The 26,317-nt window shown below is 50.4% G+C and carries 21 protein-coding genes and 1 pseudogene; 16 read left to right on the top strand and 6 right to left on the bottom strand.

What is annotated here, in order from left to right:
- Positions 1 to 101: 101 nt before the first annotated feature.
- The 4 genes from ACJ8W9_RS10935 to ACJ8W9_RS10920 are packed head-to-tail and all read left to right on the top strand — an operon-like array spanning position 102 to position 2,539.
- Positions 102 to 812, top strand: coding sequence for an SDR family NAD(P)-dependent oxidoreductase (locus ACJ8W9_RS10935; protein WP_411359405.1), 711 nt, complete (start codon positions 102 to 104; stop codon positions 810 to 812).
- 59 nt (positions 813 to 871) lie between these two features.
- Positions 872 to 1,516: a DUF2959 domain-containing protein gene (locus ACJ8W9_RS10930; protein WP_034730489.1), complete on the top strand. Its 645-nt coding sequence runs from the start codon at positions 872 to 874 to the stop codon at positions 1,514 to 1,516.
- Complete coding sequence (locus tag ACJ8W9_RS10925; protein WP_411359406.1) at positions 1,513 to 2,025, top strand: NADPH-dependent FMN reductase; 513 nt, start codon at positions 1,513 to 1,515, stop codon at positions 2,023 to 2,025. The genes ACJ8W9_RS10930 and ACJ8W9_RS10925 overlap by 4 nt, the downstream gene beginning before the upstream one ends.
- A gap of 7 nt (positions 2,026 to 2,032) precedes the next feature.
- Positions 2,033 to 2,539, top strand: coding sequence for an MgtC/SapB family protein (locus ACJ8W9_RS10920; protein WP_411359407.1), 507 nt, complete (start codon positions 2,033 to 2,035; stop codon positions 2,537 to 2,539).
- Here the strand turns inward: ACJ8W9_RS10920 and ACJ8W9_RS10915 are convergent.
- Positions 2,536 to 3,162, bottom strand: a complete 627-nt coding sequence (locus tag ACJ8W9_RS10915) for a TetR family transcriptional regulator (RefSeq protein WP_411361081.1) — start codon at positions 3,160 to 3,162, stop codon at positions 2,536 to 2,538. The genes ACJ8W9_RS10920 and ACJ8W9_RS10915 overlap by 4 nt on opposite strands.
- A gap of 176 nt (positions 3,163 to 3,338) precedes the next feature.
- Between ACJ8W9_RS10915 and ACJ8W9_RS10910 the strand changes: the two genes are divergently transcribed.
- Together ACJ8W9_RS10910 and trhA are read left to right on the top strand one after the other, a co-directional pair.
- Positions 3,339 to 3,635 (top strand): DUF3081 family protein, encoded by a 297-nt coding sequence (locus ACJ8W9_RS10910; protein WP_411359409.1) that lies wholly within the window; start codon positions 3,339 to 3,341, stop codon positions 3,633 to 3,635.
- 11 nt (positions 3,636 to 3,646) lie between these two features.
- Positions 3,647 to 4,303, top strand: coding sequence for a PAQR family membrane homeostasis protein TrhA (trhA, locus tag ACJ8W9_RS10905; RefSeq protein ID WP_411361080.1), 657 nt, complete (start codon positions 3,647 to 3,649; stop codon positions 4,301 to 4,303).
- On the opposite strand, the gene ACJ8W9_RS10900 is transcribed toward trhA, so the two are convergent.
- Both ACJ8W9_RS10900 and ACJ8W9_RS10895 read right to left on the bottom strand, forming a co-directional pair.
- Entirely contained in the window at positions 4,296 to 5,561 is a 1,266-nt protein-coding gene (locus tag ACJ8W9_RS10900) for a putative bifunctional diguanylate cyclase/phosphodiesterase (RefSeq protein ID WP_411359632.1), read from the bottom strand. The genes trhA and ACJ8W9_RS10900 overlap by 8 nt on opposite strands.
- On the bottom strand, positions 5,551 to 6,969 hold the full coding sequence (locus ACJ8W9_RS10895) for a sigma-54-dependent transcriptional regulator (RefSeq protein WP_411359411.1): 1,419 nt from the start codon (positions 6,967 to 6,969) through the stop codon (positions 5,551 to 5,553). The genes ACJ8W9_RS10900 and ACJ8W9_RS10895 overlap by 11 nt, the downstream gene beginning before the upstream one ends.
- Before the next feature lie 352 nt (positions 6,970 to 7,321).
- Here ACJ8W9_RS10895 and ACJ8W9_RS10890 point away from each other — a divergent pair, with 352 nt between their 5' ends.
- Together ACJ8W9_RS10890 and ACJ8W9_RS10885 are read left to right on the top strand one after the other, a co-directional pair.
- Positions 7,322 to 9,835 (top strand): ATP-binding protein, encoded by a 2,514-nt coding sequence (locus ACJ8W9_RS10890; RefSeq protein WP_411359412.1) that lies wholly within the window; start codon positions 7,322 to 7,324, stop codon positions 9,833 to 9,835.
- On the top strand, positions 9,816 to 10,211 hold the full coding sequence (locus tag ACJ8W9_RS10885) for a response regulator (RefSeq protein WP_411359413.1): 396 nt from the start codon (positions 9,816 to 9,818) through the stop codon (positions 10,209 to 10,211). Before ACJ8W9_RS10890 ends, ACJ8W9_RS10885 begins: the two co-directional genes overlap by 20 nt.
- Here the strand turns inward: ACJ8W9_RS10885 and ACJ8W9_RS10880 are convergent.
- From ACJ8W9_RS10880 to ACJ8W9_RS10870, 3 genes are read right to left on the bottom strand one after another with little or no spacing between them, the layout of a single operon-like run.
- Positions 10,208 to 10,534, bottom strand: coding sequence for an Hpt domain-containing protein (locus tag ACJ8W9_RS10880; protein ID WP_411359414.1), 327 nt, complete (start codon positions 10,532 to 10,534; stop codon positions 10,208 to 10,210). The two genes, ACJ8W9_RS10885 and ACJ8W9_RS10880, sit on opposite strands and share 4 nt — an antisense overlap.
- A gap of 14 nt (positions 10,535 to 10,548) precedes the next feature.
- Complete coding sequence (typA, locus tag ACJ8W9_RS10875) at positions 10,549 to 12,387, bottom strand: translational GTPase TypA (protein WP_411361079.1); 1,839 nt, start codon at positions 12,385 to 12,387, stop codon at positions 10,549 to 10,551.
- A gap of 51 nt (positions 12,388 to 12,438) precedes the next feature.
- Positions 12,439 to 15,132 carry a putative bifunctional diguanylate cyclase/phosphodiesterase gene (locus tag ACJ8W9_RS10870; protein WP_411361078.1) on the bottom strand — a complete coding sequence of 898 codons (2,694 nt, stop codon included), beginning with the start codon at positions 15,130 to 15,132 and terminating at the stop codon, positions 12,439 to 12,441.
- Positions 15,133 to 15,297: 165 nt separating this feature from the next.
- Between ACJ8W9_RS10870 and ACJ8W9_RS10865 the strand changes: the two genes are divergently transcribed.
- The 8 genes and pseudogenes from ACJ8W9_RS10865 to ACJ8W9_RS10830 all read left to right on the top strand — a co-directional run bounded on the left by ACJ8W9_RS10865 (position 15,298) and on the right by ACJ8W9_RS10830 (position 26,313).
- Positions 15,298 to 16,269: an efflux RND transporter periplasmic adaptor subunit gene (locus tag ACJ8W9_RS10865; RefSeq protein ID WP_411361077.1), complete on the top strand. Its 972-nt coding sequence runs from the start codon at positions 15,298 to 15,300 to the stop codon at positions 16,267 to 16,269.
- Positions 16,259 to 19,396 carry an efflux RND transporter permease subunit gene (locus ACJ8W9_RS10860; protein ID WP_411361076.1) on the top strand — a complete coding sequence of 1,046 codons (3,138 nt, stop codon included), beginning with the start codon at positions 16,259 to 16,261 and terminating at the stop codon, positions 19,394 to 19,396. The genes ACJ8W9_RS10865 and ACJ8W9_RS10860 overlap by 11 nt, the downstream gene beginning before the upstream one ends.
- 255 nt (positions 19,397 to 19,651) lie before the next feature.
- Positions 19,652 to 21,064: a glutamate--ammonia ligase gene (glnA, locus tag ACJ8W9_RS10855; protein WP_411359419.1), complete on the top strand. Its 1,413-nt coding sequence runs from the start codon at positions 19,652 to 19,654 to the stop codon at positions 21,062 to 21,064.
- A gap of 41 nt (positions 21,065 to 21,105) precedes the next feature.
- A pseudogene (locus ACJ8W9_RS10850) lies at positions 21,106 to 21,264 on the top strand (DUF4124 domain-containing protein); the annotation flags it as partial.
- 403 nt (positions 21,265 to 21,667) lie between these two features.
- The gene (gene glnL, locus ACJ8W9_RS10845; protein ID WP_413694485.1) at positions 21,668 to 22,759 is read left to right on the top strand and encodes a nitrogen regulation protein NR(II); all 1,092 of its coding nucleotides are present in this window, start codon (positions 21,668 to 21,670) and stop codon (positions 22,757 to 22,759) included.
- A 3-nt stretch (positions 22,760 to 22,762) separates the two neighbouring features.
- Positions 22,763 to 24,172: a nitrogen regulation protein NR(I) gene (gene ntrC, locus ACJ8W9_RS10840; RefSeq protein WP_411361074.1), complete on the top strand. Its 1,410-nt coding sequence runs from the start codon at positions 22,763 to 22,765 to the stop codon at positions 24,170 to 24,172.
- A 78-nt stretch (positions 24,173 to 24,250) separates the two neighbouring features.
- Positions 24,251 to 24,928, top strand: coding sequence for a response regulator transcription factor (locus tag ACJ8W9_RS10835; protein ID WP_411361073.1), 678 nt, complete (start codon positions 24,251 to 24,253; stop codon positions 24,926 to 24,928).
- A gap of 26 nt (positions 24,929 to 24,954) precedes the next feature.
- Positions 24,955 to 26,313: a sensor histidine kinase gene (locus ACJ8W9_RS10830; RefSeq protein ID WP_411361072.1), complete on the top strand. Its 1,359-nt coding sequence runs from the start codon at positions 24,955 to 24,957 to the stop codon at positions 26,311 to 26,313.
- The last annotated feature ends 4 nt before the right edge of the window (positions 26,314 to 26,317 follow it).

The following is a 26,317-nucleotide window of genomic DNA, read 5'->3' as shown; positions in this document are numbered from 1 at the left end:
TTGAGTCTCTGTGGATAGGGTCATTTGCTGCTCACTATAATCCCAAACTGGAGAGATTGCGTAAAGTAAGGCTAGCATGAAGCACGTAACAAGAGGGAGTTATGCGTCAAACAATTCTAATTATAGGTGCTGGCGGCGGTCTTGGCACCGCATTGACTGAGCATTACCTTAGCGCTGGCTGGCAGGTCATTGGCTGGAGCCGTCAAGCGCCGGTACAAACCGAGGATGCATTGCAGTGGCAACAACTTGATGGCTATCAGCCAGAGCAGCTGCAACAGGCGCTAGCGGCGCTCGAGGGTGTTGAGTTGTCGGGAGTGCTGTGCACGTTGGGCATGTTGCATAATGAGACCCACATGCCAGAAAAGCATCTAGGCGCCTTGTCGGCGGAGCATCTGCGTGCATCCTTCGAGATCAACGCGATTCTACCCATACTACTGTTGCAGCAATTATTGCCGTTACTCCCGAAAAAGCAGCCCTGTTTTTGGGTACAACTAAGCGCCAAAGTGGGCAGTATTAGCGATAACTACTTGGGCGGTTGGTACAGTTACCGTGCCAGCAAAGCTGCCCTCAACATGCTCTTGAAAACGGCATCGATAGAGCTTGGCCGCACGCACAAGAAACTTACCATTGCCGCAGTGCATCCTGGAACCACCGATACCGTACTGTCGGAACCCTTTCAGCAACGTTTGCCCGCCGATAAGCTCTACACGCCGCAGCTTTCCGCTGAGCGCATTGCCACGGTGATAGAAAATTTAACTACGGCACAAAGCGGCAAACTGCTACACTGGGATGGAACTGAATTACCCTACTAGCTCAATTAAATCAAAGTGATTGGTGCGCGACGCTGGGGCGTTGCCAAGGAGGAACTCACATGCGATGGTTAGCAACAGCGGCAGTGGTGTTAGTCTTGACTGGCTGTCAGAGCGCCTACTACGGTGCCATGGAAAAAGTCGGCATTCACAAACGCGACATCCTAGTCGATCGGGTTGACGAAGCACGCGATGCGCAAGCGGATGCGCAAGAAGAATTCAAATCAGCACTTGAGCGACTGGATGAGCTACTACAATTCGACGGTGGCGAAATAGAAGCCCGCTACAACGCGCTCAATGACGATTACGAGTCAAGTAAAGCCGCGGCTGAACGCGTTTACGATCGTATTGAAGCAATCGATGATGTGGCGCAAGATTTGTTCGATGAGTGGCAAGATGAATTAGGTGAATACAGTAATGACAGTTTGCGCCGTCAAAGTGAACGCTCACTAAGAGATACCGAGCGACGCTACGCAGCACTATTGCAAAGTATGGAGCGAGCGGCCGAAACCATGGACCCCGTGCTCGACAAGCTGCAAGATAACGTGCTGTACCTTAAACACAATTTAAATGCCGCTGCGGTAGACGCGATTCGTGGTGAATACCGTAGCCTACAGGCCGATGTGGCAGAGCTAATTGCCGAAATGGAAACGGCGATTGCTGAGTCAGATGCCTTTATCCAAGCCATGCAGGAGGGCAATCAATGAGTTTATTAATTATCGCCGGCAGTAGCCGTCAAGCCTCTATCAATCGTCGCTTACAAGAACGTCTCGCCGAAGTCGCCGAGGCCGATGGCCAACAGTGCTACGTCTATCCACCAGCAGAGTTAGACGCGCCACTGTATCAAGGTGATTACGAAGATGAACACGGCGTGCCAAGCAATATTCAAAAGTTGGCAACGGCTATCAATGAAGCTAGTAAAGTCATTGTTGTTACGCCCGAATACAATGCTTCAGTGCCACCATTATTGAAAAATGCCATCGATTGGAGCTCGCGCTTAAGCAAAAATCCGTGGACCGGTAAAACCGTCTTGTTAGCGGGGGCCTCTCCGGGTCAATTTGGCGCAGCGCGTTCCATGGGAGACTTACGCGCGATCTTGGCAAATCTTGGCGCTTGGGTGGCGCCGGCAGTCGCCAGTATTGCTAAAACCGATGCCGATAAGATTGCCGAACTTGATGGAGAGTTCTTACTGAAGTTTATGAGTCAAGGAAGCTAAAGAGTTCATGACGAATATCGATTGGCAGGCGTTTTTTTATATTGCGCCCTTCTCTTGGCAGGCCATAGGCACTGCAGTCCTGTGTGGTAGCTTGGTTGGCTTAGAACGGCAAATGCGCGGTAAGCCAGTTGGCATTCGTACTTCCTCGCTCATTACCCTTGGCACCTATTTGTTTGTGGTTGGCGCCAGTTCGGTCATGACCGAAGCGACCGATCCCTCGCGCATCATAGGTCAAGTGATTACCGGCATCGGCTTTCTCGGTGCCGGTGTCATGCTGGCGCGCGATGGCATTGTCGTTGGGGTGACCTCCGCCGCCACGATTTGGGTGTTAGCTTCTATCGGAGTGGGCATTGGCTTAGGTCATCTTGAAGTTGCTATCAAGCTGTCATTTGTGGTGGTGGGCGTATTGTTTGGCGTCGACCTGTTAGAGGATTACTTTCAATCGCTGACCCGCGGTGTGCACCGCAAGTACAAAGGCTGGAAGCAAAGCATTCGACGTGACAAGCAGGGCTAGTTCACTTGGTTAGTGACTAAACCTGCAAGGTAAATATCCAGCGTTCGTTCGGCCGCCTCGGTCAAATCGAAATAGTCAGTGTCGAGCAGCCAGTTGTAAAAAAGCCCGTCAATCAAGGCAAAAATCCCGACAATCGCTGTGCGCGCATCGACATTACTGCGCACCGAGCCAACGCGTTTGGCGTCCTCTAATAAGTTCACGAATTCATCGATACATTCATTGCGACCACGCAGGTGACGCAAATGAATCGGCAGGGTGTCTTCGACATACTCACACTTGTGGCACAGAATATTCACCAGCGCGCGCATGTGTGGATCGTTTTGCACTAAATTGACAATGTGCAGACAGCGCTGGCGTAACTGATGCAACGGTGCGTTAGCGTGTTCTTTTCGCAACTCTTCACGCATTTCGTCAACTGGCAGGCTGACCCGTTCCATCATGGCGTAAATCAAATCGAGTTTATTCTCAAAGTGGTGATATATCGCACCACGAGTAACACCAGCAGCCTCAGCCACCTGCATCATCGATGTATTGGAAACACCACGCTCGCTGAACAAACGTTCTGCCGCATCGAGCAACTCATGACGTGTTGTCAAAGCATCTTGTTTGGTACGTCTTACCACTTTCTACCTCGAGTCAAAACAATTGGGCGCATTATACACGAAATTAAACAAACATTCATGTATGTATGTATAGTCAAGTGTCCTTTTTCTGGCAGCTTTACGTAACAGGGTTGAATGCTTAGTCATCAACCTCACATTAAGGCTATACTGATAAAAATTGAAAAAGGAGCGCATTGATGAAAAATGAGATTGATCAACGATTGATGCTCGACGCTTATGAGAAAATACATGAGCATGGTAAAGCGGAACAGGGCAAGCACACTCTTGAGGGGATAACTGCGTATACCGACCACGATGGGTACACAGTGTTCCTAGAAGGACACAATGTGCAAATGCGGTTAGAGTTCCACAATAAATACCATTTTGACTACGATAACGAACGTGACTTTGATTTATTCATGCGTAAACTTGAACAAATCAGCCGTGATTATCACAAGCCCGGCCGCGAAGATCCGGATGAAAACCATCATTAAGGAAGCCTGATTTGGATAAAAAGCACGCTTACAGCATTGCCGAAGAAGTTGCCCATGCGGTAACACACGGTATTGGCGCCATCGCCAGTATTGTAGGCTTAATCTTTATGGTGGTATGGGCGCTGGCATACGGCGATGTGTTCGCTGTAGTCGCGGCCAGTATTTATGGCGCTTCTTTAATTCTGCTTTATTTAGCGTCAACGCTTTATCATGCGTTTCCATGGCCACGTATCAAAAGCTTCTTCCAACACATGGACCATGCCGCCATCTATCTTTTGATTGCGGGCACCTATACGCCGTTCGCCCTAATTAGTTTACGCGGTCCTTGGGGCTGGACGTTACTTGGCGTGGTTTGGGGTATTGCAATACTGGGCGTGATTCTGGAACTAGTATTTGAGAAGCGCAAGAAGTGGCTGTCCTTAACGCTTTATTTGGGCATGGGCTGGATGGCGATTGTGGCGATTCAACCGATGCTTACCTATGTGTCCGAAGGCGGACTTTGGTTATTACTCGCCGGCGGTTTAGCTTACAGTCTCGGCGTTATTTTTTATGTTTGGAAATCCCTCAAATACCATCATGCCATTTGGCATGTATTTGTTTTAGCCGGCAGCGTGTTGCACTTCCTCTCGATTTTCTTTCACGTGTTGCCGCAACCTGAGATTATTTAGCAAACTCTGTTGTTGGCGATTGTTTCAGCGTATTGAGGTTACGAATTAATTGTTCCGACGGGAAAGGACGCCCGAGCAAATAGCCCTGAAATACATCTATCCCAAGTGCTTTGAGTGCGTTGAACTCTTGCTCAGTTTCAACTCCTTCTGCAACGGTTATCAACGCTAAATCTTTCGCTAATTGAACAACGCTTTTAACCACTAGTTGATGAACATGATGGTGCTCGATATTCGATATGAAAAAACGATCGATTTTGACCTCTGCGATGGGTAGCTCGACCAGATGGGTTAGGGACGCGTAGCCGACCCCAAAGTCATCAAGTGAGAAGCGAATTCCCATTTGCAAATATTCCATCAGTGCGGGCTTCACAAGACCGATATTCTCGAAAGAATCGGTTTCTAGAATTTCAATAAACAAGTGCTTGAGGTAATCAGGGTGTTTATTGTGAAGGCGATGAAGCTGTTTGAAAAACCACGGGCTCACAAGTTGCCGAGGTGTTACGTTAATACTCAGCGTGAGGTCATTTCCATGTTGGCGAAGAATCGCAATGATACGAATGGCACATTCGAGTACGAATTGATCGAGCATGATTTCGGCTTCAGTGTTTTTGATATGAGGCAAAAACTGATCAGGAGGTACCACGCCACGTTCAGGGTGATTCCAGCGAATGAGTGCTTCATAGCCGACTAAGGTTGAATTATGCGCGTGATATTTGGGCTGTAAGTAGAGTGAAAACTGAGACTTTCCAAGTCCTTTAATGACTGAATTTACAATCTGATTCCACTGTGTACGTTGGTCATCTTGTTCACTGTCGTAGATTATAAGATTATTACCGCCCTTATTTTTTGCAATGATACAGGCGTGGTAAGCTTTTCTTATAACAGCATCCGTAGAGGTGTCCGTATTTTCGATCAAATACACGCCAATCGACGCATGTACTGAAATCAAGTGTTCGTTAAGATAAATAACTTCGCTGATAACATGAATGAGTGTGCTGAGTCGCTCGATATCTCCGTCCAGCTGTAAAAGCAGATAAAACTGGTCTCCGCTACCGCGAATGACGACGTCTTCATCTATTTGCGAAATCGCTTTTAGACGATGATGAATCGTTTCTAAGACTATGTCGCCCGCTTCGTAGCCATAATGTTCATTTACGGAATTGAAATCATCAATATCTATGCAGCAAATGGCTTTAGTTGCGGTTGCCGAAGATTTCTCTATGAGTTGTTTGACCTCTCCATAAAAGTCACTGAACATCGTCACTCTCCCCTCGGACTGGGTCCACATTGATGTGCCATTTTTTTAGTTTTCGATACAAGGTAGAGGCGTTAACCTCGAGTATGGTGGCGGCTTCTTTAATGTTGCCTTGACATTGTTCAAGGGTAAATTCAATGATCTGCTTTTCACTCAGCCATAATGGCTGCAATGGAAGCAACGGGTAACTTGTGACTGATTTGCTTTGGGTCGACGCTGGAGCTTCGTGTACGAGTAATTCACGCGGTAACATAGGTGGTGTTACGACTTCACCATCGTTCAAAACAACTATTTTTCGAATAACGTTATTGAGTTCTCGAATATTCCCTGGCCATGCGTAACCCCGCATAATAGCTTCTGATGTTTGCGAAAAGCTTTTAAAATTTTTGTGTTCTTCGGTGGCAATTTTTTTGAGGAGTCGATTCGCAATCAGAGAAATGTCGCTACCGCGTTCTCGCAATGGTGGCATGTAAATCGATATCACATTCAAGCGATAGAACAGGTCTTCACGTAGAATACCTTCATTGATTGCTTGTTGGGGATCGCGATTTGTAGCGCAAATAAAGCGGATATCGACTTTGTGCACTTCGTTGCTGCCTACAGGTGAAAACTGTTGGGTTTGGATGAAGCGCAACAGTTTGCTTTGCAGTTCGAAATGTAACTCGCCGATTTCATCCAAGAACAAGGTTCCGCCGTTGGCCTTCGCGGCAGCACCTAGGCGAGTTCGGTCGGCACCAGTGAAGGAACCTTTTATGTGCCCAAAGAGCTCAGACTCGAGAAGTTCACGAGGGATAGCTGCACAGTTGAGTGCAACAAAAGGTTGTGTGCGACGTTGACTCTCTAAGTGAATCGCCTCAGCGCAAAGCTCTTTCCCTGTGCCGCTCTCGCCGGTGATAAAAATCGATGCTCTGCTATTGGCTGCTCGGCGAATTGTGTGGAATACTTCGCGAATTTTCGGCGAGCGGCCGATGATATTCCACAGTGCATCGTCATCTACTGAAGCATTCAGTTCATCGAGTCGTTGACGCAGACTATACTCACGCAGCGCAGCTTGAATAGAAACTCTTAACCGAGTGCGGTCAACGGGCTTTTCAAGATAATCATTAGCCGCTGCGCTCAGCGCTTCTGCCACTCGAACCTTGGAGCGTTCCGAGGTCACAATAATAATAGGTACCTCGGTATCTACTCCGCGTATTTCTTTCAGCAGTTCTATGCCATCTTTATCAGGTAGCGAAAGGTCGAGCAATATTAAGTCACAGCGCTCGTCGTGAAGCGTCGACAATCCTTCTATTGCACTAGCCGCGGTGAGGACTCGATACTCAGGGGCGAGGTAACTCTGTAGTATAAGAGCTGTGGTTCGGTTATCTTCGATAATAAGAAGCGTATACTGTTGCTTCGGTTCATACAGCATTGGAGTTCCTGATAAAAAAAACCAAGTCGCTCCTGGAGAACTTGGAGCGACTCGGAACGCGTTAGACGGGAGATCTAGAACGCATGATTAATTAAGCAAGTAGCGTGCCAAGTTTTAAAAAATTAAGAATACAGGATTTATACGTGTTTGAAGTTGCGTGAGATCAGGCATAATCGCAAAATGCGACATGAAAAATTGCAAAATGCGAATAAATGCAAAATGCAAAAATTCTGCTTGGTATTTTGCCTGTTTTCTCATTAACATCGGGCATTGCAGCTTTATCGATGTTGGAACAAGTTTTGCATACATAATTGAACCAACTCACCATCGGTTGATTTTCACGCAGGGACACATGGACTCTCAAAATACCAGCACTTCGCAAAAGACACTGACACTGCAAAGTTGGTTATGGACGGCATTTTCACGCCATGCGCTTATTCCGTTGCTCATCGTCGAATCATTGCTAGTAGTTGCCTATATTTACAGCGCAAATACTGTTACCGACAGAAATATTTCCTATTTGCGTGAAACTGCTATTGAAGAACTTAGCTTCAGTTCAGAGCGTTATTCAGATTATTTAGATACTAAACTTTCCAGCATCGATAGAGGTATTAAACTCTACGCGGATGCGGTCGTCAGCGCGTTGAGTAACGACGACTATGCTCCATCTAGCGCTGAAACAAGCCGATTAGCGATCAGTGAGTTAGGCGTGTTGCACAATCCAGTGGACCATGGTGGTGCCGCGGTGTTTTATCCGCAGCCAGCGAGCGGTGAGACACGTAACATGGCTCACGTATACCGAATGAATGCAACTGAACAGTTGATGAAATCATTGGTAACGCATAACGATCTGGTGGTGCAGGTTTATTTTAACCAGTCGGACAGTTTTAATTATATCTATCCATATTTTGATGTCGTCAGTCAGTATCCACATGATGTTGACGTGACAGACTTTGCTTTTTTCTACTTAGCTGATCCGGTAAATAATCCGAGTCGTGAAGTGAAATGGACTCCCGTGTATCTCGATCCAGCCGGACAGGGCTGGATGACGTCAGCAACTTATCCAATTTATGTCGATAACCAATTTGTCGGTGTCGTCGGTTTTGATATCGCGATCCGTGAGTTGATTGCCGAGGTTGAGTCGGTAAGTTTGCCGTGGAATGGTTTCGCTATGCTGGTAGATGAGAGTGACAATGTTGTTGCGCTCTCTGATGAGGGTGCAGAAAATCTGCAGGTAGAGGCGCTTCCCAAGGGCTTAACCGCCGGGCAGGTGGGTTCTGAAATGAAGCAGTCGAGCCAGCATGACCTTAAGTTTTATCCTAATTATCGCCAGCTTGTAAAAGACATTAAAGCTCTCAAGGGTGTACAACAGTATAGATTTAACGACACCGCCATGATGGTAGGCTGGTCAACGATTGCTAACACGGATTGGAAACTACTGACTTTTGTAAATGAGTCAGCGTTGTTTGCGCAAACCAATGCACTAGATGCTGAAATGAATCAAGCCGTCTATTGGATGATAGCTGGGTTGATTGTCTTTTATATGTTCTTCTTTCTTTATATTCGCCAGCGCGCTTGGAAGTTTAGCAAGGTTCTCCACTCGGCTGTTAATAAGTTGATTGGGCGTGTGCAACGTATTGAAGCCCGCGATTATCGACCTGAGCCGGCACTCGCAACCGAACTCATTGAAATTAATCAACTGGGTCAGCGATTAGAGTCAATGGCAAAGGTGCTGAATGAGTATGTCGAGCGCTTAAGTGAAAACGAGCAACGACTTTCAGAGGCGTTAAAGACATCTGGTGACATTGTCCTGGAGTATCGCTACTCAGATGGGCGCATTGGTGACTTGGAGCCGTTGTGGCATTGGCTCGATTATCCGGCTATGCCGAAGGAGCTTGCGTTAGTCGATATTATTACCTATGTGCACCCTGACGATCGCATTGACAGTACTGTTGAGGAAGTTTTGCGCTTTGGTATTGGCTTCAACAATGAGTTTCGAATGAGATGTGCCGATGGCAGCTGGCTATGGGTGCAGGTGCGCGGAAAAGGCGTTCGCAACAATCGCGGCGAACTCGAAAAACAAGTGATGACGCTTACGAATATTCATAAACGTAAGCAGACTGAACAACACTTGAAGTTAGCTAAGGAAGCCGCAGACGAGGCAAATCGAGCGAAATCGATGTTTTTATCGTCGGTCACCCACGAGTTAAAAACACCACTTTCTGCAATCATCGGTTTCACGCAGTTGTTGGAGCTTGATCCGCTCTCTGAGTCGCAGCAACAGAGCTTGCAACAGATCAAACACGGCAGCCGCTATTTACAACGCCTCATCGATGACCTTCTCACGCAAAGCGAAATTGAGGCAAATACGCTAGCGGTCAAGGTGGAACCGTTGCAAGTTGATCAAGTGATCAAACAGGCAACAGATTGGGTCCATCCGCTCGCGGAACAAAAAGGCGTGCGAATAGTAGTAGTTGATTTGCACTGTTCAACTTTCCTAGGCGACGCCCATCGCGTGCAGCAGGTGCTTATTAATTTGTTATCCAATGCAGTCAAATACAATCGGGAGCACGGCAGCGTCTACATTTCATGTGCCGATGTCGATGAGTTCGTGCAAATTGATATTCGTGACGAAGGTTTTGGTATTGATATCGATAAACTCGAAAAAATCTTTGAGCCTTTTGTCCGACTGGAGCGAGACACCCATTTAGTCGAGGGCACAGGCATCGGCTTAACGATTTGTCGTGATCTAATGCAACGTATGAACGGTCAGATTAGTGTTAGTAGTACCCTTGATCAAGGCACCATGTTTACATTGCAGTTCCAAAAAGCTGAGCCTTCGCGCAATGATACAATTACAAGCTAAATACCCAGACAAACGAGTAGGGGTCGTCGATGATAATGCGACCAATCTAATGCTATTGGAGCAAGTTTTATTGCGCGCTGGTTACGCCAAGGTAGTTAAATTCTCCCACCCAGTCGACGTGTTGGAGTATTTACACAAACACCCGCTTGATATTCTTCTCTGTGATCATCACATGCCGTGCATGAGTGGTATCGAGTTGTTCCGGAAAATGAAAACGGAATTGAGATCACCACCCGTTACGTTTCTAGTGACAGCAGTTGATTCCAGTCAATTAGCCGCGCAGAGCAACGCTGAGGGTATGGCGGGGTTTATTAGTAAACCTTTTGATATCCACAAAATCGTTGAGCTTCTCGATAAGAGTTCAGCAGTGGATTAACAGTTTTCGCTTAGATATTGTTCTAGCAATGTCCGGCTTTGTTGAACGAGCTCTGTAAAAGCGGATAAGGCAGTAAAATCGCCCGCTTCCATGCGTCGACAACATTCGGCAAGCGCCAGTAAATGGAGTTGAGCTGCGGGACCTAGAATCCAGTGAGCATGGCGTTTAAAGTCAGAAATATTTCGGCTTTCAGAGGCTTCGCGGAGATGCTGTTCAGCAGTTGCGAGATCGGCTAAAAAGCTTTTGAGAATTGCGCAAACCAGAGGACTATGACCACCAAACTCGTCAATGAACGATTGTTCTTGCCAAAGTTCGGTGGTCATGAGGTGTTTTCCGCTTAGTCGTCTTTACTACGACTCGCACGCTTACGATCGTTTTCGGTCAGCAGACGCTTACGAATACGGATCGATTTCGGCGTGATTTCTACCAATTCATCGTCATCGATAAATTCAAGCGCTTGTTCAAGCGTTAAACGAATCGGTGGTGACAAGGTCAAGGCATCATCGGTACCCGATGCACGGACGTTGGTCAGCTGCTTACCTTTCAAACAGTTTACCGTGAGGTCGTTGCTACGGTTGTGTACACCAATGATTTGGCCTTCGTAGACTTCATCCCCGTGCGACGCCATCAACTTGCCGCGTTCTTGCAAGTTGAACAAAGCGTAGGTCAGGGCTTTACCGGTGGCGTTTGAAATCAACACACCGTTCATCCGTTGGCCGATACGACCGCCTTTGTGCGGGCCGTAATGGTCAAAGGTTTTGTACATTAAGCCAGTACCAGACGTGAGCGTCATGAACTCAGTTTGGAAGCCAATCAAGCCGCGGCTAGGAACCATGAAGTCGATACGCACACGGCCTTTGCCATCTGGGGTCATGTTGGTCATTTCGGCTTTACGGGTGCCGAGTTTTTCCATCACCGGACCTTGGCTGATTTCTTCAATGTCGACGGTCAAGTTTTCAAACGGTTCTTCTTTCACACCGTTCACTTCGCGAATAATAACTTCAGGGCGTGATACCGCCAGCTCGAAGCCTTCGCGGCGCATGTTTTCGATCAATACGCCTAAGTGCAATTCGCCACGACCTGAAACACGGAAGCGGTCAGGATTGTCGGTTTCTTCAACACGCAACGCTACGTTGTGCTTAAGTTCTTGCTGCAGACGCTCAAGAATTTGACGAGAAGTCACGAACTTACCTTCTTTACCGGCGAACGGTGAAGTATTGACCTGGAAGGTCATGGTCACCGTAGGTTCGTCAACGCTCAGCGCAGGCAATGCTTCGGAATGACCGGCCGCACAGATGGTGTCAGAGATTTTTAGCTCACCTAAACCGGTGAAGGCAACGATATCGCCGGCACTCGCTTTGTCGGTTTCGATGCGGTCGAGGCCAAGATAGCCAAAGATTTGACCTACTTTGCCGTTACGCTGTGAACCGTCAGCACCAATGATGGTGACTTGTTGGTTCAATTTTAGCGTACCGCGTTTGATGCGGCCGATACCGATAATACCCAAGTAGCTTGAGTAATCGAGCTGCGAAACTTGCATTTGCAGTGGACCGTCACGGTCAGCATCAGGAGCTGAAACGCGCTCAAGAATGGTTTCGAACAACGGCTCCATGTTGTCGCTGGTTTCAGACGGATCTAAAGTGGCAAATCCATTGAGCGCTGAAGCGTAGACAATCGGGAAGTCCAACTGCTCATCAGTTGCGCCTAAGTTATCGAACAAGTCAAAAACTTGGTCGACAACCCAGTCAGGGCGTGCGCCTGGACGGTCAATTTTGTTAACCACAACAATTGGCTTCAAACCGTGATTGAAAGCCTTTTGGGTGACGAAGCGCGTTTGTGGCATTGGGCCATCGACGGCGTCAACCACCAACAATACCGAGTCTGCCATAGACAGTACGCGTTCAACTTCACCACCGAAATCGGCGTGTCCTGGCGTATCCAGAATGTTGATACGGTAGTCTTTGTAGTTAACCGCAGTGTTCTTGGCCAAAATGGTAATACCACGTTCTTTTTCAAGATCGTTGCTATCCATGATGCGCTCTTCGGCACCGCCACGGCTCTCGAGCGTGCCGGACTGTTGCAAAAGTTTGTCGACAAGAGTGGTTTTGCCGTGGTCTACGTGCGCAATAATGGCGATATTACGCAACTTGGAAAGTTCTGTTGCTTGAATGGTCATTGAAAAAGCCTGTGGAAATTTGAGCGACGTATTATACGCGTGTGCTGCTGCTTATTCCAACAATTTTAGTAATTCAGCAAGCGGCATGGGTCGCGCGAAGTAAAAACCTTGCAGACGTTCGACCCCAATTTGGCTGAAGATATCAACCTGGCTGGCATCTTCGACGCCCTCGACCACGACTTTTTTCTTCAAATAAACACAGAGTTCGACGATACCGCGCACCACTGCTTGTAGTTCGGGGTCGTCAACGATGCCCGCGGTGAACGCACGATCAATCTTAATCACGTCGGCGGGTAAGCGGTTAAGATAAGACAGGCTGGAAAAGCCCGTACCAAAGTCATCGAGCGCTACGCTGCAGCCCATATTACGCAGACTCTGTAAGGCGTTAACGCTGGTTTGGCTCTCACCGGCAAAGACCTCTTCGGTCAGCTCCAGCGTAAGATTATGGGCCTGAACTTGATGATGCGCTAAGCGGGCCTCTAAGTAGCTGGCAAAATCATAGCGCTGCAGCTGTTGTGGCGAGATATTGACGGCTACTTGTAGCTGCTGCAATGGCAGATGGTCATGGATGTCTTGCAGTACGCGTTCTAGTACCTGTTCACCCAGCGGAATAATTTGCCCAGTGCGCTCGGCAATAGGAATAAATTCTGCCGGTGATACAAACTGTCCATTATGTTGCCAGCGCACCAAGCTCTCGATCCCCACGATGGTTGACTGGCGCGTATCGTAAATAGGTTGATAATAGACTTCTAGGAGCTGCTGCTCGAGGGCTATTTGCAGGGCGTTGCGAAGTTGCACCTGTTGCTGATAATCGACCGCCATGTGCGGGGCAAAATTACGCGCAAGATTACCCCCTAAGTGCTTGGCTTCGCTCATAGCGATTTCACCTTGTTGTAGCAAATCAGCTATGTTGAGTTGACTGTTTTGCGTTTGCACGCAGCCAATACTAGCGGTGAGGTGCACACTAATGCCGTCGATATTAAAGGGTTTGCGAATCACCCGCAGCAACTGTTGGGCATGAACATCGCAAGATTGAGATTCGGTATCTTGCCAGAAAATGACAAACTCATCGGCACTGAAATGGGCAAGAATGGCATGTTCAGGCGCAACGGTGCGCAACCGCGCAGCCGTTTCAGCAAGAACTTCATCACCAAATTTATGCCCAAAACTATCATTGATCGGCTTAAAACCGTCTAAGTTGATAAACCACAACATCTGCCAACGCGTTTGACGTTTGGCGCGCCGTTGTTGAATACGCGCATTAAACGCATCACGTCGCAATAAGCCAGTAATTTCATCGTGGTCAGCTAAAAACTTAAGCTGATTCTGCTTTTTGCTGAGCTGTTGTGCATTATCCTCGGCCATAATATAAATCAGCAAAAACGCGAAGGTGAGCCAAAGTAGCAACTGATTCAGCTGGGCATTCGTTTTGAGTTCAGAATAATCATTTAACGCACTGTGGAAGACCACATTAGTGGTACCACTGATATTGGCTTGTTCAGATAAAAAGTGTGGGTAGCGCATCTGCAGCTGTTCGCGACTGATAACCTCAGTCATATCACTCGCAATAGGCAGTAACAGGTCTTCCCGTAATTCAAGATAGGTCAACACTTGCTGAAACTGCTGTAAAAATGAGGCGTTCACGACCTGTTTTACATCAAATAACAGCACCACGCGCTGCAGTTGTTGGGTTGGGGTCCGAATTGGGATGCCCATTAAATAGGTAGGTGTCGCGGTGAGCAGTGAACTGCTGCTGATAACGATAACAGGTTCTGACGTTGCACTTGCTAACCAGGCATCAACGCTTTGTTGCTGCAGTAGCCCGCTACTGACGAGGTCATCGGCAGCACCAAACTTTTGCTCGAGCACCAGTTGCTCGTTGTAAATGAGTGCGCCGCGAAGAATCGGCAAATCACGCAAGTAACTCTGAAGGTCGTTACTCAATACTGAGGTAAAGTCATCAGCTTGGGTGATTTGGTCCAGTCGCTGTTGTATGCGTGTTGCCAAGGCGCGTTGGTCACTCAAGGTGGTATCAATCATTTGCCCGATCATTTGGATTTTTAAGCGTGCGTCATCGCTAGTGCGCTTAAGATCATTCAAACTCAGGCTGTACCATACGCCAAAACCGATGGCAGCAATCACAAAGATATTGACCACCGCTCGCCGCGAAGTGCGCAGCTTGTCGCCATGCAAACTGTAGACTAGCAGCAGCGCAACACTGCCAACCAGCAGCAAGATACTAACCAGGCTTAGGGCGGGGAAATTGGCCTGGGTTAAGTTGAATTGCTCCAGTGAAATTAAGCCCGAAAAGCTCGCTTGCAATAAGGCAAAAACAGTCAAGTCGACTAAGATAACTAGCAACCACAACCCGCGTGCTGCTGGCTGGGTGGGCGGCAGAATAAATAGCAAAGCGGTGCTAGTGATGAGCGGCACGACGATGGGTAACGGCAAGGCGACGAGCCTTGTGGTTTCCGCCACGACCACAAACCAAACAACTGTTGCCATGACACCGATGAGTGCCACCCCGAACAGGCGTGATAACAGAATTTTTTGGGAGAGTAGAGCAATAAAACCCAGGGCAACTATGACGGCGGCAATCGAGAGCGAGCTTGGCACGACAGCCATAAGTAGATCGTCTTGGTACAGCCAAAATTCTAGTGTGCCGACGCTGCCAGCAATCAAGAAAAAGCTAGCGACAGCGAAAACAAATTTACGGGCAGCCGAAGGGCTTAGCCGTAGCAACATGACACACTCAGTTTGTAGATAAATAGCGGGGTTAGCATAGCTGAAAACAAATTGGAGTACACAATAAATTCACAGTAATTACTGACTGGATTTTTACTTTAGAGTTTACTAAAATAACAACCAATTAAATTTTTGCTTGATCAGTGATCGACAGAGGACAACTTCATGAAGAGTTTACAGCGCACGTGGTGGGTGGTGGGTTTGCTTACAGCAACGATGTTAAGCCCGATAACTTGGGCTCAAGCTGGGCAAACCGCCACCGCACAACAACGCGAACTGGCTGACTATTTACAGTTGCAGGGCGTAGTTGAAGCCACCAATGCAGCAACAGTCTCCGCGCAAGTTTCTGGGCGTGTCGAACGCGTATTGGTCGAGGTGGGTGACCAAGTCCCAGCGGGTACGACTATCGTGCGGATTGCTTCCGTCGAGCAATATCAGGCATTGACCCAAGCTGAAGCGCAATTAGCAGCGGCTAAAGCTGCACTTACTGCGGCACAGCAGGAATATGATCGGGTTACCAAGTTGGTGGCACAGCGTTTGGTGTCAGAAGCCGAAGAAGACCGTGTGACTGCGCAGCTTGATAATGCCAAGGCGCAGCAACGTGCAGCGCAGGCAGCGGTGGCGCGGGCGCAAGAGCAATTGTCGTATACCGAAGTGAAAGCACCATACACCGGCGTCGTCAGCGAGCGTATGGTTGAGCCGGGCGAACTTGTACAGCCGGGCACGCCTTTGATGAGCGGCTTTGACCCAGCCGAGTTGCGTATTCATGTTGATTTGCCAGCGCATCACGGCGCTGGCGCCGCCACTTATGAGTGGGCTCGGGTAGAAGCTATTGAACCGGTCGCATTTTTACTCTTTCCAACCGCCGATCAACGCACAGGTACACAGCGTTTGCGTTTGAATCTCCCAGCCAACACCGATCTGTTACCGGGACAATGGCAAACGGTCACGGTGCAGGTGGGTGCGCACCAAGGCGTGGTGATCCCGCAAGCGGCATTGTATCGGCAGGGCGAAATGAACCTGGTGAAAATGGCTGACGGCAGCTGGCGCGCGGTGCGCATAGGCGCCATTTATGGCGATGAAGTAGAAATTGTTGCTGGCTTGCAAGCAGACGAGGTGGTGCAGTATGGCAACTAAAATGGGCATCGCCGGCCGCATGGCGGCATGGGGTGAACGTTCGCAAATAACGCCATTGCTGGCGCTGTTTGGCTTGTTGCTTGGTCTGATGGCGGCCATGATCACGCCGCGTGAAGAAGAGCCGCAAATCGATGTTACCATGGCGGATGTCATGGTGGCATTCCCCGGTGCACGGGTGGAGCAAGTTGAGCAACAACTGGCAACGCCGCTCGAGCAACATTTTGCCCGCATGCAGGGTATTGAACATATTTACTCGGTATCACAGCCGGGTCAGGCGCTGGTGACGGTGCAGTTCGAAGTTGGGGTGCCGCGTGACAAAGCCTTGGTCGAGTTGTTTGACAGCTTGGCCGCTTGGCAACAGCAACATCCGCAAACCAGCCAGCCGCTGGTGCAGGCGCGTGGTATTGACGACGTGCCGGTATTGGGGCTGACCTTGACCTCGGATTCGTTAGAACTGAAAGCAGTCGCTGACACCCTACGGGCGCCCTTGCAAAACGTGGCAGGTGTGCGTGAAGTGCAAGTGATTGGTGCCGAGCCGGAGCAAATCAGTGTAGTGCTCGACAGCACTGCGTTGCAGCAAGTTGGTCTTGATATTACCCGCGTACAACAAGCCCTTGCTGCGCAAAACACCTCAGCGCAAGCCGGTTACCGCTTGCAGCAGGGTAACCTGATTCAAGTGCAAGCAGGTGGTTTCGTTAGCAGTGTGCAACAACTGCGCGAGCTGATAGTGGCGGTCGTTGATGAACGTCCAGTTCGCCTCGAGCAAGTTGCTGAAGTACGCGCCAGTGCAACCCAGCCGTCACGTTATGTCTGGTCGCGCGAGAAAGGTGCCGAAGCGCAACCTGCAGTGACCATGACTGTGACTAAAAAAGCGGGTGAGAACGCCGTAGACGTGGCGCAAGCGGTGCTTGATCGATTAGCGACGCTGCAACAACAGTGGCTGCCAGCAGACTTACAGGTCGATGTGACGCGCAACTACGGCCAAACCGCCGATGATAAAGCCTCGCAGCTCATTCAGAAGCTTATTTTCGCCACCATTTCAGTGATTGCCTTGGTGTTGTTTACCCTTGGTAAGCGCGAAGCCGTGGTGGTGGGTAGCGCGGTGATTCTAACCTTGGCGACCACCCTCTTCGCGTCTTGGGCTTACGGCTTTACCTTGAACCGCGTGTCGCTGTTCGCCTTGATCTTTTCCATCGGTATTCTGGTGGATGACGCCATTGTCGTGGTCGAGAATATTCACCGCCATTTAGGCATGGGCAAATCGCTCAAAGACGCCATTCCACCGGCGGTTGATGAAGTCGGTGGCCCCACTATTTTGGCAACCTTTACGGTCATTGCAGCGCTGCTGCCGATGGCCTTCGTGAGCGGGTTGATGGGCCCCTATATGAGCCCGATCCCAATTAATGCGTCAATGGGGATGCTGTTATCGCTACTGATTGCCCTCACAGTAACGCCTTGGTTGGCGCGGCACTTGTTAAAAGACTCCGGTCATGGCGGCGATGAGCACGCTGACGACCCGTTGCAAGCCCCAGAGGGACGCTTACAACGCTTGTTTACCCGCATCATGAAACCACTGCTCGAGAGCCGCAAAAAACGCTACTTTATGGGCTTTGGTTTGATCGCCTTGATTGTAGCGGTCATGGGGTTGGCGGTGATTCAGGCGGTGGTGCTGAAAATGCTACCGTTCGATAACAAAAGCGAAATTAAGCTGGTACTGGACATGCCGGAAAATACCAGCTTGGAGCAAACCAACGCAGTGCTGATGCAAATGGCGCACAAGCTCGATGAAGTGCCTGAGGTGACGGCTACGCAAATCTATGCAGGCACGGCATCGCCAATTGGTTTCAATGGCTTGGTGCGGCAATATTATTTGCGCGCTGCGCCGCATCATGGTGACATTCAGGTGACGCTTGCCGAGAAAGGCGACCGCGATCGTGCCAGTCATGAAATTGCGTTAGCGATCCGGCCGCTGTTGACACCTATCGCGGAGGCGGCTGGTGGCAGTCTAAAAGTGGTGGAAGTGCCACCTGGACCGCCAGTACTAGCGCCGATTGTTGCCGAGGTTTATGGACCGTCGGCGGCAGAACGCGCGGCTGCCGCACAGCATGTACGCGAGCAATTGATGGCCACCGACGGTGTGGTGGATGTCGATACCACTTTGGTGGCTGCGGGCAGCGAAGAAGTTTGGCAAATCAATTATGCCCGTGCGACTCAGTTGGGCGTGAATCCGCAACAAGCCGCGCAGGTTTTGCAAACTGCTTTAAGTGGCCTACCAGTGACCTATTTGGCATTACCGGATCAGCTACAACCGATTCCGGTACAACTGCAGTTACCGCCGGAATGGCAGGGTCAGCTGGCGCAGCTTGAAGGACTAACGGTGACCGCACAAAACGGTGCCACAGTGCCAATCAGTGCCTTTATGGAGCGCACTGAACAGCCGTTGCAGCAATGGGCCTATCACAAAGATTTGCGCCCGGTAGTGTATGTGACTGCCGACATGGCGGGTACGGTCGATTCGCCATTGTATGGTTTGTTTAGCGCAACGGGTGGCATTGACTTGCCGCAGAGCTACATCAAGCAGCCGACTGAATGGGACCAAGCCGCAGTTAAGTGGGACGGTGAGTGGCAAATCACTTACGAGACCTTCCGTGACATGGGGCTAGCCTATGCTGTTGGGCTGCTGTTGATTTACTTGTTGGTCGTTGGCCACTTTGGCAGTTACGGCGTACCCTTGGTGATCATGGCACCGATTCCGTTGACCTTGATTGGCATCATGCCAGGCCATGCGTTGCTCGGCGCGCAATTCACGGCTACCTCGATGATCGGCATGATTGCATTGGCCGGTATCATCGTGCGCAACTCGATTCTGTTGGTGGATTTCGTGCGCGAAGCAGTGGCTGCGGGCAAACCACTGAACGACGCTGTCATTCAGGCCGCCGCAGTGCGTACGCAACCGATCGTGCTGACCGCGATTGCCGCCATGATGGGCGCCTTCTTTATCCTTGATGACCCCATCTTCAACGGCTTGGCTGTGAGCCTCATCTTCGGCATCGCCGTTTCAACCGTGCTGACCCTCATTGTCATTCCACTGTTGTACGCCTCCCTACTGAAGCGCCAAATGCGCTAATCTCCGTCAGCAGCAGGTTGCACTAGCATAGTGCAACCTGCTGCACTATAATGGTGCAAAAGCTAGCAGAAAGGGCAGCCCACTTTAGGGGGTGTTTGCCAGCAATGGCGCTGTGTGGCGGTTGTTAGCGATCGGGGGGTGCGACGAAAAGTTGGCATGGGTTTTGCTTACTATTAGACATGCGAAATAGCCACACTTGGCTATACTCTTTTTTAGCAATTTTCGTTGAATGACATACGATTTCCGGAGGAACACATGTCGACACCAGCAGACGTAATGAAGTTTATTGAAGAAAACGAAGTGAAATTCGTTGATTTGCGCTTTACCGATACCAAAGGTAAAGAGCAGCACGTCACCATCCCGGTGTCGCAAATAAATGAAGACTTCTTCGAAGAAGGCAAAATGTTCGATGGCTCTTCAATCAGCGGTTGGAAAGGTATCAACGAGTCAGACATGGTGTTAATGCCAGACTGCTCTTCAGTTGTACTTGACCCGTTCTCAAACGTGCAAACTATGAACGTGGTGTGCGACATTCTAGAACCAGACACCATGCAAGGTTACGACCGTGACCCGCGTTCAATCGCCCGTCGCGCTGAAGCTTTCTTGCAAAGCTCAGGTATTGCCGACAGCGCATTGTTTGGTCCAGAGCCAGAATTCTTCTTGTTCAACGACGTGCGTTTCCACACTGACATGAGCGGCTCGTTCTACAAAATCGAAGCAGAAGAAGCGAAGTGGAACTCAGGTAAAGAATATGCTGACGGTAACTTAGCGCACCGTCCAGGCGTTAAAGGCGGTTACTTCCCAGTACCACCGGTGGACTCAGCGCACGACATCCGTAGCACTATGTGTGAAGTGATGGAAGACATGGGCCTAGTCGTTGAAGCGCACCACCACGAAGTCGCAACTGCCGGCCAGAACGAAGTGGCAACTCGCTTCAATACCTTGACCAAGAAAGCCGACGAGATTCAGGTTTACAAGTATGTAGTGCACAACGTTGCTCATTCATACGGTATGACCGCTACTTTTATGCCGAAGCCAATCGTGGGCGACAACGGTTCAGGCATGCACGTACACATGTCATTGAGCAAAGACGGCAAGAACATGTTCGCCGGTGACCAGTACGGTGGCCTGAGCGAAACAGCGTTGTATTACATCGGCGGTATCATCAAGCATGCCCGTGCTATCAACGCCTTTGCTAACCCCGCGACCAACTCGTACAAGCGTTTGGTCCCAGGCTTCGAAGCTCCGGTAATGTTGGCGTACTCTGCCCGTAACCGTTCTGCATCAATTCGTATTCCGCTGGTGGCGAGTGCGAAAGCGCGCCGCATCGAAGTCCGTTTCCCTGACCCAGCAGCGAACCCTTACCTGTGCTTCGCAGCTTTGTTGATGGCCGGCCTTGACGGTATCAAAAATAAGATCCACCCTGGCGATGCTATGGACAAAGACTTGTACGATTTGCCAGCAGAAGAAGCGAAAGAAATTCCAACCGTCTGTCATTCACTAGAGATGGCACTCGAAGCATTGGACAAAGACCGCGACTTCTTGAAAGAAGGCGGCGTGATGACTGATGATATGATTGACGCTTACATCAAGCTCAAGCAAAAAGAAGTCATGACGCTGAAAATGACCACGCACCCAATTGAGTTCGACCTGTACTATAGTGTCTAATTCAATGCGTGCATAAGCGACATTAAAAGAGGAGGTTTCTCATGTCTTTATCACTCAGCAAATACCTTGCCATGGTGGTGACGGGAAGCCTCCTGTTAATGTTAGCGACCCCAAGCCACGCCCAGCAAATCTATAAAAAGCGCAATGCTGATGGCTCGGTGACCTATACTGATCAGAAGCAAGACGGTGCCGAGCAAGTCAAAGTTGATACCGTGGTTAGTGAATTTGCGACGTTAAAACGGGCTGACTCAGCCATCGATACCAATTCGCTAGAACGCGATGAGAGCGTTACTGCCAGCGTTAGCATTACCAGTCCGCGGCACGAGCAAACCATTCGTGACAACGAAGGTGATGTCACTGTGAGCTGGCAAGATCAAGTCGAAAATCTCGACGGAGATCCGCAATTTAAGCTGTATTTTAATAATCAAATCACCTATGAAGGGCCGGCGAATTCAATCACCATGAGCGGCTTGCCGCGTGGGGAACACCGCCTGATGGTGCGCATGTTCGATGAGCAGGGGGCGACCTTGGCACAGTCCTCAACCGTAACCTTCTTCTTGCATCAAGCATCGGTCTTGAATCCTGCCATCAATAACACACAAGGTGGTACGGGTGGCCAAAACTGATTGCACCAACTTGGTGCATCCGGATTGGGACCAACTTCTAACCGGCATCGTTCAGCTTGATGAGCAGTTCCATATTACCTACATGAACGCTGCTGCCGAGACCATTCTTGATGGCAGCCGCAAGCGGTTGCTCAACACACCGCTATTTAGCCTGTTTAGTTTTAGTTCGTTGGATCCGCAGGTGCTACGCCATGCGATGCGTGAGCAACAAAGCGTGTCAGACAGCGATGTGACTTGGATTTTCCACGATGGTCAGCGTTTAACCGTCGAATTTATTGCACAACCGCTGAGCAATCAGCAGGTATTGCTGGAATTGCGCCAAGTCGACCAAATTCGTCGCATCAATCAAGAAAACTCCCAGCAACAGCAACTGCAAGCGGCGCACAGCATTGTGCGTGGCCTCGCCCATGAAATTAAAAATCCGTTAGGCGGTTTACGCGGCGCCGCGCAATTGTTGGCGAGTGAGCTCAACGACAGTGACCTCACCGAGTACACCGACCTGATCATGCAGCAGGCCGACCGTTTGCGGAATTTGGTCGATCGCATGCTCGGTTCCCATGAGTTGCCCAAGCGAGCTGCCATGAATTTGCATGCGGTGATTGAAAACGTCATTGCCGTTGCGCAGTTGAGTGCGCCGCAGCAGATTCAGATCCAACGCGATTACGATCCGAGTTTACCGGAGCTCACCATGGCTCCCGATGCCATTGAACAAGCGGTTCTTAACGTGGTGATGAACGCACTTGAAGCCCTGAGTGACCAAGCGAGCGGCCTGATCACTGTGCGCACTCGCATTTTGCACCAGCAAACGTTATACGGACAGCGTTATCGCCAATGTGCCGTGGTCGAAGTGCAAGACAACGGTCCGGGCATCCCAGAGCAACTCAAAGACACCCTGTTTTATCCCATGGTCAGTGGTCGCGCAGGTGGCACCGGACTGGGTTTGGCGATCACGCAGAACGTGGTGCATCAGCACGCCGGTAAGGTCGAGGTTTTGAGTGAGCCCGGCGACACCCGCTTTTTGCTGTATCTGCCGTACATCGAAACCCGCTCAACAGCGACACAGGAGTAAGCCATGCAAAGTGAACAACCGGTTTGGCTGCTCGATGATGATAGCTCGATTCGTTGGGTGCTAGAAAAAGCGCTGCAACGCGCCAATATCGAGACGCGCAGTTTCGCCAATGCGCAGCAACTGTACCAAGCCCTCGAGCACACACAGCCGCTGGTATTACTGACCGACATCCGTATGCCTGGTGATGATGGCCTCGCGGTATTGGAGTTCGTGCAACGCCAGTATCCGCAGCTGAAGGTCATCGTGATGACCGCCCACTCCGATCTTGATTCGGCGGTCAGTGCCTTCCAAGGTGGGGCTTTTGAGTATCTCGCCAAACCTTTTGACATGGACGAAGTGGTACACACCGTCAGCCGTGCCTTACAGCTTGAGCAACAAACTCAAACCGACACCCAAGCGGGTCATTTCGCCAGTGGTATTATCGGTGCCGCTCCAGCAATGCAAGACGTATTTCGCGCCATTGGGCGGTTATCCCACTCCAGTGCCACGGTGCTTATCACCGGCGCTTCGGGCACTGGTAAAGAGCTAGTTGCACGCGCGCTGCACCAGCACAGTCCGCGCCAGCACAAACCCTTTATCGCGCTGAACATGGCAGCGATTCCGGCAGATCTCATTGAGTCAGAACTGTTTGGTCATGAAAAAGGCGCTTTCACCGGTGCGACCCAGCGTCGCCGAGGGCGCTTCGAGCAAGCCGATGGTGGCACATTGTTTCTTGATGAAATCGGCGATATGCCATTGGCCGTGCAAACCCGCTTGTTGCGCGTGTTGGCCGAAGGACAGTTCTATCCAGTGGGTAGCTACGAGCCGGTGCAAGTCAACGTGCGCATCATTGCCGCGACCCACCAACAACTCGAACAGCGCGTTGAGCAACGCGAATTTCGCGAGGACTTGTTCCATCGCCTCAACGTTATCCGTCTGCAATTGCCAACTCTTGCCGAGCGCCGCAGCGATATTCCGCAACTAGCGCAGCACTTTCTCAGCAAGGCCGCGCAAGAACTAAACGCAGAGCCGAAGCAGCTAACGCCGGCCGCCGAAGCCGCCTTGCAGCAAGCCGACTGGCCCGGCAACGTGCGCCAGCTAGAGAATACCTGCCGCTGGCTCACCGTGATGGCACCCGCCCGCCTAGTCGACCTTGCCGACCTGCCCGACCCCCTCAGAAAGGGCAGCCCTTTTTCGGAGGATTTGCCCGCAGAATCAAAAGGATGGCGTTGCGAGATTCGGGATTATGTGCAGCAGCAATTCAACCAAAATGAGGTCAATGTCTTAACTGAGCTTACTGAGGAAATTGAACGAATCGCATTAGAAGCGGCTCTAAAGCATACCGACGGCCATAAACAGCAAGCTGCAGAGCTGCTTGGCTGGGGCCGCAACACCTTAACTCGCAAGCTCAAAGACTTGGTAAAAGATAGGTAAATGGGCTATTAATTTACACTGTCCTTTACATAATGCTTAGTGTGTAAAGAGCTACAAGACAACAACACAGGGTAACTTATGAGCAAAATATTACTTGTAGATGATGATGCAGAACTAAGCAGTATGTTGGAGCAAATCCTGACCAAGGAAGGCTTCCAGTTGACCCTCGCCGCCGACGGTGAAATTGGCCTCGAGCGCGCGCTTAGCGGGTCTTATGATCTCATCTTGCTCGATGTCATGTTGCCAGGCATCGACGGCTTCCAGTTATTACAACGCTTACGCCAGCAGTCGCGCAACACGCCAGTGTTGATGTTGACCGCGCGGGGTGACGACGAAGATCGCGTCGCGGGGCTCGAGCTGGGTGCCGATGATTACTTACCAAAACCTTTCTATCCAAAAGAATTGGTCGCGCGCGTAAAAGCACTATTGCGCCGCACACCGAATACCAGCGTGCGCCCAGAAAAAGCCGAGTACGCCGGATTTACCGTGGACCCGGCACAAAATGAAGCGCGCTGTGATGACTACGTGCTCGATTTAACTCCAACCGAATTCGACATCTTGCGCACCTTAGTGCGAGGCAGTGGCGAAGTGGTGAGCAAAGACCAGCTTTCGGTCGCTGCCTTGGGTCGCTCATTGGCGCCGTTTGACCGCAGCTTGGATGTGCATATTAGTAACATTCGCAAGAAGTTACCGAACGAACCCGAGCGGATCCAAACCGTGCGGGGTCGCGGTTATCGCATCCTGAAACTCGCCTAAGTTAGCCACCGTCGAAAGGGAGCGCCATGCGCTGGTATAACTCGCTGTCGATACGCCTGTTACTACTATTTTGGGTACTGCTGTTTGCGGTGGCAAGCAGCGGTTACCTGCTGGCGCTCTGGTTCAGCAAGCCGGTGGTGCCGCAACCGGTGCCCAGCGAGGTGCAATCATCGCTGGCGCCGATACTGTCAGAAGTTGAAACCTTCCGCTCGCTGACGCCGGGGCGCTTAGTCGCTGGTGACTACCGCGTTGCCGCCAGTTTGGCGCCCAGTGGCACCGAACGTTTGCAGTTCGACCGCAATATTAGCGCCAACTTCCGTGAGTTAATGATGCGACAACTCGACGCCGATCAACCGCAGCAGTTCCCCATGGGGAGTCGCATGCTGATTGGCCCCTTTGCGTTACAAGACTACCGTATTCTGGTGACGCGTCCGTTGACCGCGGATGAACAGCAGGAACAAGCCACCAATGAGCAGCAAACCCAGCGCGTACAAACCTTGTCGCTGCTAGTCGGTAGCTTCGCTATCGCGATTTTGCTCGGTGTTTGGTTGATTCAGCCATTGCGCCGTCTGACCCATGCCACGCGGGAAATCGCCAAGGGTAGCGAACAGCCGAATCTCAAACGCTTACCCAAGCGCAACGACGAACTCGGCGAGCTTGCGCGCGCCCTAAGTACCACCGCGTACGATCTCGCCGTATCGCGCGATGCTCAGCGCCGTTTGTTGTCTGACGTATCGCACGAACTACGCTCGCCGCTCGCCCGCATGCAAGTGGCGCTGATGCTCAGCGCAGACGAAGACGATAGCCAAGCGCGCGACAATCATATGAATCAACTCGGCCGCGATTTAGAACGCTTAAGTACTATTATTGAGCGGATCTTGTCGCTCTCGCGTCTGGAAAACGGCTTGGTGAAACTGCAAGCCGAACCGGTTGATGTCCGTCGGCTGGTCGAACAATTGGTGAGCGACTTGAACTATACTGATGCTAAGCAAGGCGCGCGTTTGCAAGTTTATGAAAGCGATGCTTGGCCGAATACTGAAAGCGATCCGGAACTCTTAAGGCTGATCATTGAGAATTTTGTGCGTAATGCACTGCAGTACACCGACGATGCAATTGAAATCAGTTGTCAACAACACGGGACTCGCTACACTATCATCATTCGTGACCATGGACCTGGCGTACCACCCGAGCAATTGAGTCAGCTGTTTACGCCGTTCTATCGCGCCGATCCGTCACGTAATCATAAAGCTGGTGTCGGTTTAGGTATGGCGTTAAGTATGCGTACCGCCGCAGTTTTAGGCGGTACCGTCGAGGCGCGCAATCACCCCGATGGTGGTTTAGAAATAACGGTGACACTGCCTCTACAAGCGGTGTCAGAAGCATAACAGC

Source organism: Pseudidiomarina salilacus (assembly GCF_047323925.1).
GTDB lineage: Bacteria > Pseudomonadota > Gammaproteobacteria > Enterobacterales > Alteromonadaceae > Pseudidiomarina > Pseudidiomarina salilacus.
The sequence above is the reverse complement of the archived record's forward strand: the minus strand, read 5'-3'. Positions and strand labels throughout refer to the sequence as shown.

Excerpts from the sequence above, each read along its gene's own strand:
- ACJ8W9_RS10860 (WP_411361076.1), top strand. The coding sequence starts at position 16,259 with ATGGCAACTAAAATGGGCATCGCCGGCCGCATGGCGGCATGGGGTGAA.
- ACJ8W9_RS10895 (WP_411359411.1), bottom strand. The coding sequence starts at position 6,969 with ATGCTGTATGAACCGAAGCAACAGTATACGCTTCTTATTATCGAAGAT.
- ACJ8W9_RS10935 (WP_411359405.1), top strand. The coding sequence starts at position 102 with ATGCGTCAAACAATTCTAATTATAGGTGCTGGCGGCGGTCTTGGCACC.
- ntrC (WP_411361074.1), top strand. The coding sequence starts at position 22,763 with ATGCAAAGTGAACAACCGGTTTGGCTGCTCGATGATGATAGCTCGATT.
- ACJ8W9_RS10900 (WP_411359632.1), bottom strand. The coding sequence starts at position 5,561 with ATGTTCAGTGACTTTTATGGAGAGGTCAAACAACTCATAGAGAAATCT.
- ACJ8W9_RS10835 (WP_411361073.1), top strand. The coding sequence starts at position 24,251 with ATGAGCAAAATATTACTTGTAGATGATGATGCAGAACTAAGCAGTATG.
- ACJ8W9_RS10830 (WP_411361072.1), top strand. The coding sequence starts at position 24,955 with ATGCGCTGGTATAACTCGCTGTCGATACGCCTGTTACTACTATTTTGG.
- ACJ8W9_RS10920 (WP_411359407.1), top strand. The coding sequence starts at position 2,033 with ATGACGAATATCGATTGGCAGGCGTTTTTTTATATTGCGCCCTTCTCT.
- glnA (WP_411359419.1), top strand. The coding sequence starts at position 19,652 with ATGTCGACACCAGCAGACGTAATGAAGTTTATTGAAGAAAACGAAGTG.
- ACJ8W9_RS10930 (WP_034730489.1), top strand. The coding sequence starts at position 872 with ATGCGATGGTTAGCAACAGCGGCAGTGGTGTTAGTCTTGACTGGCTGT.
- typA (WP_411361079.1), bottom strand. The coding sequence starts at position 12,387 with ATGACCATTCAAGCAACAGAACTTTCCAAGTTGCGTAATATCGCCATT.
- ACJ8W9_RS10870 (WP_411361078.1), bottom strand. The coding sequence starts at position 15,132 with ATGTTGCTACGGCTAAGCCCTTCGGCTGCCCGTAAATTTGTTTTCGCT.
- ACJ8W9_RS10890 (WP_411359412.1), top strand. The coding sequence starts at position 7,322 with ATGGACTCTCAAAATACCAGCACTTCGCAAAAGACACTGACACTGCAA.
- ACJ8W9_RS10865 (WP_411361077.1), top strand. The coding sequence starts at position 15,298 with ATGAAGAGTTTACAGCGCACGTGGTGGGTGGTGGGTTTGCTTACAGCA.
- ACJ8W9_RS10885 (WP_411359413.1), top strand. The coding sequence starts at position 9,816 with ATGATACAATTACAAGCTAAATACCCAGACAAACGAGTAGGGGTCGTC.
- ACJ8W9_RS10910 (WP_411359409.1), top strand. The coding sequence starts at position 3,339 with ATGAAAAATGAGATTGATCAACGATTGATGCTCGACGCTTATGAGAAA.
- ACJ8W9_RS10880 (WP_411359414.1), bottom strand. The coding sequence starts at position 10,534 with ATGACCACCGAACTTTGGCAAGAACAATCGTTCATTGACGAGTTTGGT.
- ACJ8W9_RS10925 (WP_411359406.1), top strand. The coding sequence starts at position 1,513 with ATGAGTTTATTAATTATCGCCGGCAGTAGCCGTCAAGCCTCTATCAAT.